Source organism: Streptomyces sp. E-08 (assembly GCF_049913095.1).
Lineage (GTDB): Bacteria > Actinomycetota > Actinomycetes > Streptomycetales > Streptomycetaceae > Streptomyces.
The window spans coordinates 1,913,406-1,925,008 of the sequence record NZ_CP183971.1 but is presented as its reverse complement, the minus strand read 5'-3'; the positions used below and the strand labels follow the sequence as shown (position 1 = coordinate 1,925,008).

The 11,603-nt window shown below is 72.8% G+C and carries 15 protein-coding genes; 5 read left to right on the top strand and 10 right to left on the bottom strand.

What is annotated here, in order from left to right; all coding sequences use genetic code 11:
* Positions 1–56 precede the first annotated feature (56 nt).
* The 3 genes from ACN9MM_RS08810 to ACN9MM_RS08800 all read right to left on the bottom strand — a co-directional run bounded on the left by ACN9MM_RS08810 (position 57) and on the right by ACN9MM_RS08800 (position 2,610).
* Entirely contained in the window at positions 57–758 is a 702-nt protein-coding gene (locus ACN9MM_RS08810; protein ID WP_426363094.1) for a DsbA family oxidoreductase, read from the bottom strand.
* Between the two features lie 37 nt (positions 759–795).
* Entirely contained in the window at positions 796–1,596 is an 801-nt protein-coding gene (locus ACN9MM_RS08805; protein WP_426363093.1) for an MBL fold metallo-hydrolase, read from the bottom strand.
* A gap of 75 nt (positions 1,597–1,671) precedes the next feature.
* Complete coding sequence (locus ACN9MM_RS08800) at positions 1,672–2,610, bottom strand: DMT family transporter (RefSeq protein ID WP_426363092.1); 939 nt, start codon at positions 2,608–2,610, stop codon at positions 1,672–1,674.
* A gap of 122 nt (positions 2,611–2,732) precedes the next feature.
* Between ACN9MM_RS08800 and ACN9MM_RS08795 the strand changes: the two genes are divergently transcribed.
* Positions 2,733–3,398, top strand: coding sequence for a TetR/AcrR family transcriptional regulator (locus ACN9MM_RS08795; RefSeq protein ID WP_426363091.1), 666 nt, complete (start codon positions 2,733–2,735; stop codon positions 3,396–3,398).
* Here the strand turns inward: ACN9MM_RS08795 and ACN9MM_RS08790 are convergent.
* The 4 genes from ACN9MM_RS08790 to ACN9MM_RS08775 all read right to left on the bottom strand — a co-directional run bounded on the left by ACN9MM_RS08790 (position 3,381) and on the right by ACN9MM_RS08775 (position 6,773).
* Positions 3,381–4,076: a TetR family transcriptional regulator gene (locus ACN9MM_RS08790; RefSeq protein WP_426363090.1), complete on the bottom strand. Its 696-nt coding sequence runs from the start codon at positions 4,074–4,076 to the stop codon at positions 3,381–3,383. The two genes, ACN9MM_RS08795 and ACN9MM_RS08790, sit on opposite strands and share 18 nt — an antisense overlap.
* Before the next feature lie 214 nt (positions 4,077–4,290).
* Positions 4,291–5,205, bottom strand: a complete 915-nt coding sequence (locus tag ACN9MM_RS08785) for a DMT family transporter (protein WP_426363089.1) — start codon at positions 5,203–5,205, stop codon at positions 4,291–4,293.
* Positions 5,206–5,369: 164 nt separating this feature from the next.
* Positions 5,370–6,065 (bottom strand): ArsR/SmtB family transcription factor, encoded by a 696-nt coding sequence (locus ACN9MM_RS08780; protein WP_426363088.1) that lies wholly within the window; start codon positions 6,063–6,065, stop codon positions 5,370–5,372.
* Positions 6,066–6,083: 18 nt separating this feature from the next.
* Positions 6,084–6,773, bottom strand: a complete 690-nt coding sequence (locus ACN9MM_RS08775; RefSeq protein WP_426363087.1) for a TetR/AcrR family transcriptional regulator — start codon at positions 6,771–6,773, stop codon at positions 6,084–6,086.
* A gap of 61 nt (positions 6,774–6,834) precedes the next feature.
* Here ACN9MM_RS08775 and ACN9MM_RS08770 point away from each other — a divergent pair, with 61 nt between their 5' ends.
* The 3 genes from ACN9MM_RS08770 (at position 6,835) to ACN9MM_RS08760 (ending at position 9,053) form a co-directional block, all read left to right on the top strand.
* Positions 6,835–7,986, top strand: a complete 1,152-nt coding sequence (locus tag ACN9MM_RS08770) for an acyl-CoA dehydrogenase family protein (protein WP_426363086.1) — start codon at positions 6,835–6,837, stop codon at positions 7,984–7,986.
* A gap of 61 nt (positions 7,987–8,047) precedes the next feature.
* Complete coding sequence (locus ACN9MM_RS08765; protein WP_382861262.1) at positions 8,048–8,335, top strand: YiaA/YiaB family inner membrane protein; 288 nt, start codon at positions 8,048–8,050, stop codon at positions 8,333–8,335.
* A gap of 91 nt (positions 8,336–8,426) precedes the next feature.
* Complete coding sequence (locus ACN9MM_RS08760) at positions 8,427–9,053, top strand: TetR/AcrR family transcriptional regulator (RefSeq protein ID WP_426363085.1); 627 nt, start codon at positions 8,427–8,429, stop codon at positions 9,051–9,053.
* On the opposite strand, the gene ACN9MM_RS08755 is transcribed toward ACN9MM_RS08760, so the two are convergent.
* Positions 9,044–9,505, bottom strand: a complete 462-nt coding sequence (locus ACN9MM_RS08755; RefSeq protein ID WP_369143348.1) for a MaoC family dehydratase — start codon at positions 9,503–9,505, stop codon at positions 9,044–9,046. The two genes, ACN9MM_RS08760 and ACN9MM_RS08755, sit on opposite strands and share 10 nt — an antisense overlap.
* Positions 9,506–9,625: 120 nt before the next feature.
* Here ACN9MM_RS08755 and soxR point away from each other — a divergent pair, with 120 nt between their 5' ends.
* Positions 9,626–10,105 (top strand): redox-sensitive transcriptional activator SoxR, encoded by a 480-nt coding sequence (soxR, locus tag ACN9MM_RS08750; protein WP_382861256.1) that lies wholly within the window; start codon positions 9,626–9,628, stop codon positions 10,103–10,105.
* 50 nt (positions 10,106–10,155) lie between these two features.
* On the opposite strand, the gene ACN9MM_RS08745 is transcribed toward soxR, so the two are convergent.
* On the bottom strand, positions 10,156–10,896 hold the full coding sequence (locus tag ACN9MM_RS08745; RefSeq protein ID WP_426363084.1) for a 3-keto-5-aminohexanoate cleavage protein: 741 nt from the start codon (positions 10,894–10,896) through the stop codon (positions 10,156–10,158).
* Positions 10,893–11,507, bottom strand: a complete 615-nt coding sequence (locus ACN9MM_RS08740) for a hypothetical protein (protein WP_426363083.1) — start codon at positions 11,505–11,507, stop codon at positions 10,893–10,895. The genes ACN9MM_RS08745 and ACN9MM_RS08740 overlap by 4 nt, the downstream gene beginning before the upstream one ends.
* Positions 11,508–11,603 lie beyond the last annotated feature (96 nt).

The window sequence follows — 11,603 nt, the reverse complement described above, 5'->3', positions numbered from 1 at the left end:
AAGGAATGCCTGGCCGTCGTCCGCTTTATTCGGCCGCGCTCGGCGGCTTGTTCCGGCTATTCGGTGGCGGCCCGCAGCAGGATGTCCTCGAACACCTTGGGGTCGTCCGAGGCGATGACCGGCCAGCCGATGCCGTACGCGCCCTCCCAGCCCACGTCGATGCCGGGGTTGGCGTGGTCGGAGCCGTCGGGCAGGAACAGGTGGGGGCTGCAGTTCACCCGGTCGCTCTTCGAGAGCGCGGCCTGGTCGGCGAGGGTACGGCGGGCCCGGCCGTCGTCCAGCGCCTCGGTGAGCGCGTCGACGTCGACGGCGCCCGTCTCGGCGGCCACGTCCAGGATCACCTTGCGGTGGCTGATGCAGCGCGATTCGGCCCAGAAGGCCCGGCGCAACCCGAGGTCGAGCTGTTCGGAGGCGTTGAGGCTCTGCTCCTTCGCGGCGAGCACCGCCTCCAGGGCGGGCAGCGTCGTCGACGGGTACAGCCAGTCCTTGGCCTGCCACAGCTGCCAGCCGGCGGCCGGCTCCAGGCTGGCCATCCGGGCGACCTCGCTGTCCGTGCCGGGGCGCGGGCTCGGGGCGTCGTTCAGCAGTTCCAGCGGGAAGGCGCGCAGGTCGAAGGAGACCTGCTCCTCCAGGCCGAGGCGGGCCCGGGTGGCGTGCAGCCGGTGGATGGCGATGTGCGCGAAGGAACACCAGATGTCGGAGAAGACGGTGACGACTCCGCGCGGCGGGGTCAGATCGGCGGTGGTCGGGTCGGACATGGTTCTCCTCGGTTCGGGTGCGCGGGCGGAGCGGTGCTCAGCCGGTGGTGGACTCGTGGGCGTCGAGCGCCGCCTCGAGGTCGAGGTCGGCGCCCGGCAGCCAGGCGGGCAGGGACGGGATGCGGGCCATCGCGTCGAAGAGCCGGGGCACGGCGGCCTCCTCGACGGTCGGCCCGTGGGCGCTGAGTAGCCGCGCGGGGCGCAGCGCGGCCAGCTCGTGCACGGGGCGGAGGAACTTGGCCTCGTCGACCAGTGCGGTCCACGGGGCTATCGCACGGTTCAGCACCTCGAAGCCATGGAAGAATTCCTCCTCCGAAAGGTCGGTGAAGTCCTGCTGAATTTCTTCTACGACGGTGCCGAAACTGTCGGAGCTGTAGAGCGTTCCATCGGAATGGTCGAACACGGCGAGGGTTCCGGGTGAATCGAAGGTGGGCGGCCGGTGAAAACTCAGCTCACGATCGCCGACTTTCACGCGACTTCCCGGGTTCGCGGTTACTACCCGTTCCTGCGGAATGCTGAACTCTTCCGATATTCGCGTCAGTGATATCGCGTTGGCCAGCACCTTCGCCCGCGGCGCGGCCTCCAGGATCCGGGCGAGGGCGCCGGTGTGGTCGCGGTCGTCGTGGGTGACGACGACCCAGCGCAGGTCGCCCGGCTCGATCAGCGACCAGAGGGAGTCCAGGAAGCCCTCCCGGTCGACGGGCATGCCGGTGTCCACGAGCAGCGGCTCGCCGGACCGGAGGAGGAAGGCGTTCACCGGCTGGTCGCCGAGGCCGGGGATGGGAAGGGCCGACGGGAGGACGTGGATGTCCGGCCCGGCGGTGTAGGACGTCTTCATGAGCAGCCTTTCACGGGGCGCCGAGCGGGCCGGGGGTCCCCCGGGCCGCGGGCCCGGGGGAGGCGCCGGCCTCGGTCAGACGAGCTGGATGGTCAGGGATCCGGCGATCAGCAGGGCCAGGCCCAGGGCGCGCGGCTTGGTCAGGGAGCGCTGCGGGAGCTTGAACAGGCCCTTGTGGTCGATCAGCGCCGAGGTGAGCTGCTGCCCCGTCACGGTCAGCGCGATGGTGACGGCCGCGCCGATGGTGGGGATGAGCAGGAAGGTGCCGGTGACGTACGCGGCGGCGCAGGCGCCACCGAGCCAGCCCCACCAGGGCATCTTCTTCAGCGGGGCGATCTTGGGCTTCGGGGTCTTCCGGGTCGCGTAGAGCACCAGCAGGACGACGGCGATGGTGAAGGTCGCCACGGCGAAGCTGATCACGGCGACGGTGATGGGCTCCTTCAGCTGGGCGCGCAGCTGGGCGTTGACCGCGCCCTGGATCGGGAGCACACCGCCGGCGACGATGCCGAGGACGAGCCAGCCGGCGCGGCCGGCGCTCGACATCTTGGGGGCGCCGGGAGGGGCCGCGGCCTTCATGCCCCGGATGATCACGACGATGCCCGCGAGGACGGCCAGGGCGCCGAGGACGATGCCGACGCTCAGGTCCTTCTGCTTCAGGCCGAGGAGGCCGAAGAGGTCGAGGGCGAGCGAGGCGAACATCTGGCCGGTGACGAAGAGTCCGACGGCGGCCAGGGCTCCGAGCCGTGGGAACAGCAGGATGCCGCTGGTGATGTAGAGGGGGCTGGCGAGTCCGCCGAGCAGCTGCCACCACTCCACGTCGGGCAGCTTGCCGAGCGCGCCGAGCGCACCGGCCGCCACCGCGAGCACGACGAGCAGCGTGGTGGCCACGCCGAGCTGGATGGTCGAGGCGCCGTACGGGGTGCCGACGGCGGCGTTGAGCTGGAGGTTCACCGAGGCCTGGACGGCGAGGAGGCAGCCGACCAGCAGGGCCGCGGCGAGTAGCGCGGTGTGCATCTGGATCTCCCTGGGGCGGGATGGCGAGCGGATAAGTGGACACTGAGTCCGTTTAGCATGCCACGCAACATGGCAAACGGACAAGGTGTCCACTTAGCCTCAGGGGAAGTAAGGTCTGGTCCATGAGCGAGGAAGAGCAGCGAGGTCGTGGAGCCGCCTCCGTGCACCGGGTCGGCGGTCTCCTCGGTGATCTGCAGGCCGCGGACGAGCAGCCGGTCCCGCGCAGACGCGCGGACGCGGAGCGTAACCGTGCCCAGATCCTGGCCGCGGCCGAGCGGCTCTTCGCCGAGCGGGACCCCCGCTCGGTCACCATGGACCGGATCGCCAAGGCCGCCGGCGTGGGCCGCGCGACGCTGTACCGGAGCTTCCCCGATCCGTCCTCGGTCGCCGTGGCGCTGCTCGACGAGCACGAGCGCCGGCTCCAGGGGCAGCTCATCTACGGGCCGCCGCCGCTCGGTCCCGGCGCACCGGCGGGGGAGCGGCTCGCGGCGTTCTACCTGGCGATGCTCGATCTGCTCGAACGGCATCTGCCGCTGGCGCTGGGGGCGGAGACGGGCCCCGCGCGCTTCCGGACGGGCGCGTACGGGTTCTGGCGCGTCCACGTCCGGACCCTGCTGGTCGGCCACGGGATCGAGGACCCGGATCCGCTGATCGACATCGCGCTCAGTCCGCTGTCGCCCGAGCTCTTCCAGTTCCAGCGGCACGAGCTCGGCCTGTCGGCCGAGCGCATCGGGCGTTCACTGACGGTCTTCGCCCGCCAGCTGCTCCAGTCAGGAGGCGGTCGCTGACCGTCCCGGGGACGGCGCTTTCGGCGGCTTCGTGGGTGCGGCGGCCGGATGGACGAGGCCCGGCAGGATCAACTCCCAGATGCGGCGCAGGCGTTCCTCGGCGGGATCGTGCAGGGAGCCGCTCTCCATGGGCCAGGGCGCGTCGGCGGGCGCGCCGGGGAGGCGCATCTCCAGCTCGACCCCGGTGATCACGTAGCCGATCAGCGCCGCGACCGCCGTCGCGTCCACGCCCGGGCGTAACGCCTTCTCCGCCACCGCGTACCGCGCCAGACGGCCCACCTCGCGCCGCCAGGGGCAGTCCTGCCCGGGCCCCGGGTCGGTCGACTGCAGCTCGCGGGAGAGGCGCTCGCCGGCCCGCGCCACGGGATCGGTCTCGAAGAGCCGGATCAGCGCGTGAGTGGTGATCACCAGTTTGTCGATCGCGGTTCCGCCCACCCCCTCGGTGGACAAGCAGGCCGATTCGACCGTGATCCGGGTGACCGCGCGGGCCCGCCCGCGCACCGCGGTCGCCAGGTCCGACTTGGTCGCGAAGTGGAAGACCAGGGCGCCGGTCGTCACGCGCGCCTCGCCGGCGATCCGGGCCAGGGAGGCCCGCTCGTAACCGACCCTGTCGAACACCCTCGCGGCCGACGACAGGATCTCCTGTCTCGTGCGTTCCGCCCGCTGCTGAATCGCCATGAGCTCCCCCGTGGACTCGCGAGAAGGTGCCGGAGCGTTATCTTCCGGCCCGCGCCTGTGACCGACTCGAAACTATCCGGCCGGAGGACGGCGAAACGTGGCTTCTCGTCGCTCCGGCCGGAACTGGGGCTTGACACGCGTCTTCCTCCCAGGTCGCGGGCGCCGGGCCCGCCCGGGCCGCCCGCGAACTGACCGGAACCGGGGGTATGACCTGTCAGGTGGATTCAGCCGTTCCGGCGGTCACGGAAGCCCGTGCCCGGGAGCGGGATACGGCCACGCCCGCGAGGCACAGCGCACCCCCGGCGAGGGTGAGCGCACCCGGCAGCTCGCCCAGGAACCCCCACGCGAGGAGCACCACGAGGGCGGGCACCGCGTACGTCGTGGCGCCCATCCGTCCCGCCGTCGTGCGGGCCAGGGCGTAGGCCCAGGTCGTGAAGGCGAGCGCGGTCGGGAAGATCCCCAGGTAGACCATGTTCAGGGTCGCCGACAGCGGGGCCCGTCCGGCCTCCTCGACGAGCTGTCCGGCGAACGGCAGACAGGCCGCCGCCCCCACCAGGCACCCGAAGGTCGTCACCTGGAGCGCGCTGCCGTGCGCGAGCGCAGGCTTCTGGGCGACGACCCCGCCCGCGTACGCGATCGCCGCGAGCAGGCAGAGGACCACCCCGAGCACCGAGGCGTGCCCGCCGGAGGCGCCGCCGGACATCGACAGGCCGACGGTCACCGCGCCCGCGAAGGAGACCGCCATGCCGGCGAGCAGCCGGGGCGGCAGCGACTCCTTGAGGAACCGGGCGCCGAGCAGGGCGATCAGGATCGGTCCGATGTTCACGACCATCGCCGCCGTGCCCGCGTCGACCTCCTGCTCGCCCCAGTTCAGGACCACCATGTACACCCCGAACCACAGCAGGCCCGAGACCACGATCCCCGGCCAGGCCGCCCGCGGCGGCAGCCCCTCCCGCCGTATCAGCAGCACGGCCCCGAGGACCAGCGATCCGGCGAGCAGCCGGCCGAGCGCGAGCGCGCCGGGGGAGTAGGCGGCCCCGGCGCTGCGGATGGAGACGAAGGCGGAGGCCCACAGGACGACGGTGACACCGGCGGCGACGACCGCGAGCCGGGAGGGTTGCTTCTGCATGACTCGACCGTAGGGCGCGAACCCTTCGGCGCTCACCGCAATATCGAGCGGGCGCGATGGGCGCGATGGGCGCGGCAGGCGCCCTGGGTCGTCCACCCCGCCTTGGGCCGTCCACCCCGCCTTGGGCCGTCCACCCCACCCCGGGCCGCCCCCGCCCCTCCCGCTCAGCGCAGCGTCTCCGGAGCGATGCCCAGGCCCGTCCGCAGGGCGTTCTCGCCCTCCGGTGTCACCTTCACCGCCCGCTCGGACCCGATCCGTACGCACCATCCGGCGTCGAGCGCGTGCCGGCACAGCGCGGCGCCCGCGAGCCCCGCGAGGTGCGGGCGGCGCTCGGTCCAGTCCAGGCAGCCGCGCGCGACGGGCCGCCGTCCCTTTCGTACGAAGGTGATGCCCTGCTCGTCGAACCAGGCCAGGCCCCGGTCCGTGAGCGCGAACCCGGTGTCCTGGCGCAGCAGTCCGCGGTCCGTCATCGCGTCGGTGATCGCGATGCCGAGCCGTCCCGCGAGGTGGTCGTAGCAGGTCCGGCCGCGCGCCATCGCCTGCCCGGCGCTCGCGGCCCGCAGCGAGCGCGGAGCCGGGGGCACCTCGGGCTCGGACCGGGCGGCGAGGTCCTCGACGAGGTGGGCGATGCCGGTGTCGGCGAGGCGGACGTACCGGTGTCGGCCCTGGCGTTCCTCCGCGAGCACCCCGCCCGCGACGAGCTTTCCGAGGTGCTCGCTGGCGGTGGACGGTGCCACCCCGGCGTGCCGGGCGAGTTCCCCGGCGGTCCAGGCCCGGCCGTCGAGCAGGGCGAGAAGGAACGCGGCGCGGCTCTCGTCCGCGAAGAGTGCCGCGAGCGCGGCGAGATCACTGGCTGCCATGGCCCAAGACTGCCGCACTCACGCTTCGGTGGGGGCCGAAGTGTGAGGTGCGCGGGGGTGGGCCGGGAGCGCCTCGTACTGGAGCCGCAACCCGTCGAGCAGCGCCCGCAGGCCCGTCTCGAAGGCGCCCTCGTCGACCTTCTGGCCGTGTTCGGCGAGGAGGTGGGCCCGGCCGAGGTGGGGGTAGTCGGCCGGGTCGTAGGCCGTCTCGTCGTCGACGAAGCCCCGGGCGAAGGAGCCTAGGGCGGAGCCGGTGATGAAGTACCGCATCAGCGCGCCGATGGAGGTGGCCTGGGACGGGGGCCAGCCCGCGCGGACCATCGCGCCGAAGACGGCGTCGGCGACCTTCAGGCCGGCCGGCCGGCGGCCGGGGCCCTGGGCGAGGACGGGGACGATGTGCGGGTGGTCGGCGAGGGCGGCGCGGTAGGAGACCGCCCAGTCGTGCAGGGCGGTCCGCCAGTCCCGGCCGTCGTCCTCCGCGAACATCGACAGGTCGATCTTCGCGCTCACCGCGTCCGCGATCGCGTCGAGGATCTCGTCCTTCGTGCGGAAGTGGTTGTAGAGCGAGGGCCCGCTGACCCCGAGTTCTGCGGCGAGCCGCCGGGTGGAGAGTGCCGCGAGGCCCTCCGCGTCCACGAGCGCGCCCGCCGTCTCGACGATGCGGTCTCGGCTGAGCAGGGGCTTGCGCGGTCGGGCCATGGCGCACATAGTAGGCCCGCCAGGAAAAAACTAGCAGTGGTAATTAAATGGTCGAGTGGGGTGGCACCGCATGAATCTGGAACTGAGCGAGGAGCAGGAGGCCGTACGTCGGCTCGCCGAGGACTTCGTCGCACGCGAGGTCACCCCGCACGCCGTCGCGTGGGACCGCGCCGAGGAGGTGGACCGGGGCATCGTGAAGAAGCTGGGCGCCGTCGGCTTCCTCGGGCTCACGATCCCGGAGGAGTACGGCGGTTCGGGCGGCGACCACCTCGCGTACTGCCTCGTCACCGAGGAGCTGGGCCGCGGCGACTCCTCCGTGCGCGGCATCGTCTCCGTCTCCCTCGGTCTGGTCGCCAAGACCGTCGCCGCCTGGGGCGACGAGGAGCAGAAGCGGGAGTGGCTGCCCCGGCTCGCGTCCGGCGAGGCCCTCGGCTGCTTCGGCCTCACCGAGCCCGGCACCGGCTCCGACGCGGGGAACCTGGCCACCCATGCCGTGCGGGACGGCGACGCGTACGTCGTCAACGGCAGCAAGATGTTCATCACCAACGGCACCTGGGCCGATGTCGTGCTGCTCTTCGCCCGCACGAACGACACCCCCGGCCACAAGGGCGTCTCCGCCTTCCTCGTCCCCACCGACACCCCCGGCCTCACCCGCCGCCCCGTCCACGGCAAGCTCGGCCTGCGCGGCCAGGCCACCGCCGAACTGGTCCTGGAGGACGTCCGCGTCCCGGCCGCCGCCCTGCTCGGCCCCGAGGGCAAGGGCTTCGCCGTCGCCATGTCCGCCCTCGCCAAGGGGCGCATGTCGGTCGCCGCCGGCTGCGTCGGCATCGCTCAGGCGGCCCTCGACGCCGCCGTGCGGTACGCGGGGGAGCGCGAGCAGTTCGGAAAGCCCATCGCCTCCTACCAGCTGGTCCAGGAGCTCCTCAGCGACATCGCCGTCGACGTGGACGCCGCCCGGCTGCTCACCTGGCGGGTCGCCGACCTGATCGACCGGGGCCAGGACTTCGCCACCGCCGCCTCCAAGGCCAAGCTGTACGCCTCCGAGGCCGCCGTACGCGCCGCGAACAACGCCCTCCAGGTCTTCGGAGGCTACGGCTACATCGACGAGTACCCGGTCGGGAAGCTGGTGCGCGACGCCCGTGTCATGACCCTCTACGAGGGCACCAGCCAGATCCAGAAGCTCATCATCGGCCGGGCGCTGACGGGGGTCTCGGCCTTCTGAGTACCTCGATGAGTACGCGGACGGATGTGGCACCGGCCACATCCGTCCGATGCTGTGCGGCATGAGCGACACACCGGTCAAGCAGCAGAACACCGCCGCCTACTACATGCAGGCCGTCCTCTCCTTCGGGATCGCGATCGCCGCCGTGGCCATCGGCGTCTACCAGCTCGACGCCAGCGCCTGGGTGCGGGCCTTCCTCGCCGTCTCGGTCCTCTACCTCACGACCTCGGCCTTCACCCTCGCCAAGGTCGTCCGCGACCGTCAGGAGGCCGGCCAGATCGTCAGCCGGGTCGACCAGGCCCGCCTGGAGAAGCTCCTCGCCGAGCACGACCCCTTCCAGAAGCTCTGAGGCCGGGATCTCGACGGCCGAGAAGATCTAAGCGCTTGCTCACCCTCGTTGTATGGTGTTCGTCCTGACGGGGTCCGAGAAGGAGTGTGGGATGAGCGCGGCGGAGGAGACGCCCAGGGGCGAGGACATGCCCTGGGGCGAGGTCACGCCCGAGGCGGCCCGGCGGCTGCTCGTGGCCGCCGTCGAGGCGTTCGCCGAGCGCGGCTACCACGCCACCACCACCCGGGACATCGCGGGCCGCGCCGGGATGAGCCCCGCGGCGCTCTACATCCACTACAAGACCAAGGAAGAGCTGCTCCACCGGATCAGCCGCATCGGTCACGACAGGGCCCTGGAGATCCTCCGGGCCGCGGCCGACGGGGACGGTACCGCCGCTGAGCGGCTCGCCGACGCCGTGCGCTCCTTCGTCCGCTGGCACGCCGAGCGCCACACGACCGCGCGCGTCGTCCAGTACGAGCTCGACGCGCTCGGCCCCGAGCACCGCGCCGAGATCGTCGAGCTGCGCCGCGAGTCCGAGGCCGTGATCCGGCGCATCATCAACGAGGGTGTCGCGGCGGGCGAGTTCGAGGTGTCGGACGTGCCCGGCACCACGGTCGCCGTGCTCTCCCTCTGCATCGACGTCTCGCGCTGGTTCAACACGCAGGGCCGCCGCACGGCCGACGAGGTCGGCGCGCTCTACGCCGACCTCGTCCTGCGGATGGCCGGCGCTCAGAAGTAGTAGCGCGAGACCGACTCGGCGACGCAGACCGGCTTCTCCGAGCCCTCGCGCTCCACGGTCACCGCCGCCGTCACCTGTACGCCGCCGCCCGCCTCCTCGACCTTCGTCAGGACGGCGGTGGCGCGCAGCCGCGAGCCGACCGGGACGGGCGCGGGGAAACGCACCTTCTCCGTCCCGTAGTTGAGGCCCATCTTCATGCCCTCGACGCGCAGCACCTGCGGGACGAACAGCGGCAGCAGCGACAGCGTCAGGTAGCCGTGCGCGATCGTCGAGCCGAACGGGCCGGCGGCGGCGCGCTCCGGGTCCACGTGGATCCACTGGTGGTCCCCGGTCGCCTCCGCGAAGAGATCGATCCGCTTCTGGTCGATCTCCACCCAGTCGCTGTGCCCCAGCTGTTCGCCGACCCCCGCGCGCAGCTCCTCGGCGGAGGTGAAGATCCTCGGCTCGGCCATGTTCCCTCGTCCCTTCTCGTACGACATACCTGATGGTCGGTATCTAAGCGCTTGCTCAGCATGTGGGGTGCGGGGTCCGCTGTCAACGGCCGCCGACGAGGGACCAGTAGGGTTCCCCGGGTGCCGCAGATTCCAGAGAAGATCCACGAACTCACCGTCGGCCAGCTCTCCGCCCGGAGCGGGGCCGCCGTCTCCGCCCTGCACTTCTACGAGGCGAAGGGGCTCATCAGCAGCCGCCGCACCAGCGGCAACCAGCGCCGCTACGGCCGCGACACGCTCCGCAGGGTCGCCTTCGTCCGGGCCGCGCAGCGCGTCGGGATCCCCCTGGCCACCATCCGCGAGGCACTGGCCCAGCTCCCCGAGGAGCGCACGCCCACGAACGAGGACTGGGCCCGGCTCTCCGGGGCCTGGCGCACCGAACTCGACGAGCGCATCAAGCAGCTCGGGCGGCTCCGCGACCACCTGACGGACTGCATCGGCTGCGGCTGCCTCTCCCTGGAGACCTGCGTCCTGTCCAACCCCGACGACCGCTTCGGCGAGCGCATGGCGGGCTCCCGCCTCCTCCCCGTGAGCCGCCCGGCGACGGAGGAGACCTCCTAGTACGCCAGAGCCGCCGCCACCAGCTAGTACGCCAGAGCCGCCGCCACCAGCTAGTACGCCAGGGCCGCCGCCACCAGTTCGGCGTTGGAGCGCGCCCGCGTGCCGTCCGGCAGGCACAGCGTGTCCTCCAGGCCGATCCGGGCATCGGCGCCCAGCCGCCGGGCGAGCCGCAGCACCGGCCAGACGCCGGCCCCCTCGCCGTGGAGCAGCACCGGCACCCCCGCCGCCGGGACGCCGAGCGCCGCCAGCAGGGCGAGGGCCCCCGCCTCGGGGCCGGCGGGCTCCGGCGCGTCGTCCGGTCCCGTGACCTTCGCGAGGACCCGCCGCACCGCCGGCGCGAGCGGGGAGCGCGCGAACCGGCCGGGGCCGTCCGTGCCGGACCACAGCGCCGCCTCGACACCGACTCCGCGCTCCAGGAGCGCGGCCGCCACCTGCTCGGCGCCCGGCTCGTGCCAGTCGACCGTCACCAGGTCGGGGAGCACCGTCCAGGAGCGGATCCGCTCCGCCCTGCGGCCCGGGTCGGGCTCGGCCGACGCCGCCGTGGTGACCCGCACCGGGGCGTCGAGCGCCGACCGGATCTCCGTCAGGACCGGCGCGAGCACCCGGGGCGAGAGCGACGTGCGGCCGCACGGCGTCCGGGGATGCACCCGCACCTCCCGGGCACCCGTCGCCACCGCCCGCGCCGCGGACTCCGCCAGGGACTCCGGCGACGTCGGGACCGCCGCCGATTCCGCCGGCCCCCGCGAGCCGTTGAGGCACACCTGGAGCACGGCGGGCGTCCCGCGCCTCACGCCGCCGAGACCAGCGGCGTGCGCCGCTCCCCACGCGCCCGGGCCAGCGCCCCGGAGGTCAGCACCGCCCGCGGGACGCCCACCCCGCAGTCCCCGCACACCGGACCCAGCCACGGCTCGTACGCGTCACCGGGCCCGGCCCACTCGATCCGCGGCCCCGTGCACACCGGACACGCCTCGCCCGGCCCCTGCTCCAGGGCGCCGATCAGCCGCCGCAGCACCTCGGGCAGCGGGTCCGAGGGGTGCACCGACGGGTCGCCGCAGCGGACCACGCCGTTCCCGCCCCAGACGCGCCGGTGCCAGTCGTCGAGGGCGCCGAGCCCGCGCAGCCCCTCGTGCTTCTCGCGCCGGCGCCGGGCCGCGAACCGCTCCTCGTACGCGAGCCACACGGCCCGCGCCTCCTCCAACTCGTCGAGTGCGGCCACCAGCCGCCCCGGGTCGAGCTCCCGGTCCTCGGGACCGAACCTGTGCCTGCGGCACAGATGGTCCCAGGTCGCGCGGTGCCCGTAGGGCGCGAACCTCTCCAGGCACTTGCGCAGTGAGTACCTGCGCAGTGCCGTGTCGCACCCCGGATCGCGCACCTGTCTCGCGAGACTCCGGAAACCGGCCATACCTCGCCACCTCCGCCGCTGGTCCTTCCGCGCTATCAGAGGGACGAACGGGAGCCCCGCGGTGTTCCATCGAAATTCCGATGGGAGCCATCAACG

Coding starts and splice junctions, on each gene's coding strand:
- ACN9MM_RS08805 (WP_426363093.1), bottom strand. CDS start 1,596: ATGAAGACGTCCTACACCGCCGGGCCGGACATCCACGTCCTCCCGTCG.
- ACN9MM_RS08760 (WP_426363085.1), top strand. CDS start 8,427: ATGAGCGCGGCGGAGGAGACGCCCAGGGGCGAGGACATGCCCTGGGGC.
- ACN9MM_RS08800 (WP_426363092.1), bottom strand. CDS start 2,610: ATGCACACCGCGCTACTCGCCGCGGCCCTGCTGGTCGGCTGCCTCCTC.
- ACN9MM_RS08780 (WP_426363088.1), bottom strand. CDS start 6,065: ATGGCAGCCAGTGATCTCGCCGCGCTCGCGGCACTCTTCGCGGACGAG.
- ACN9MM_RS08755 (WP_369143348.1), bottom strand. CDS start 9,505: ATGGCCGAGCCGAGGATCTTCACCTCCGCCGAGGAGCTGCGCGCGGGG.
- ACN9MM_RS08795 (WP_426363091.1), top strand. CDS start 2,733: ATGAGCGAGGAAGAGCAGCGAGGTCGTGGAGCCGCCTCCGTGCACCGG.
- ACN9MM_RS08810 (WP_426363094.1), bottom strand. CDS start 758: ATGTCCGACCCGACCACCGCCGATCTGACCCCGCCGCGCGGAGTCGTC.
- ACN9MM_RS08790 (WP_426363090.1), bottom strand. CDS start 4,076: ATGGCGATTCAGCAGCGGGCGGAACGCACGAGACAGGAGATCCTGTCG.
- ACN9MM_RS08785 (WP_426363089.1), bottom strand. CDS start 5,205: ATGCAGAAGCAACCCTCCCGGCTCGCGGTCGTCGCCGCCGGTGTCACC.
- ACN9MM_RS08770 (WP_426363086.1), top strand. CDS start 6,835: ATGAATCTGGAACTGAGCGAGGAGCAGGAGGCCGTACGTCGGCTCGCC.
- ACN9MM_RS08765 (WP_382861262.1), top strand. CDS start 8,048: ATGAGCGACACACCGGTCAAGCAGCAGAACACCGCCGCCTACTACATG.
- ACN9MM_RS08775 (WP_426363087.1), bottom strand. CDS start 6,773: ATGTGCGCCATGGCCCGACCGCGCAAGCCCCTGCTCAGCCGAGACCGC.
- ACN9MM_RS08740 (WP_426363083.1), bottom strand. CDS start 11,507: ATGGCCGGTTTCCGGAGTCTCGCGAGACAGGTGCGCGATCCGGGGTGC.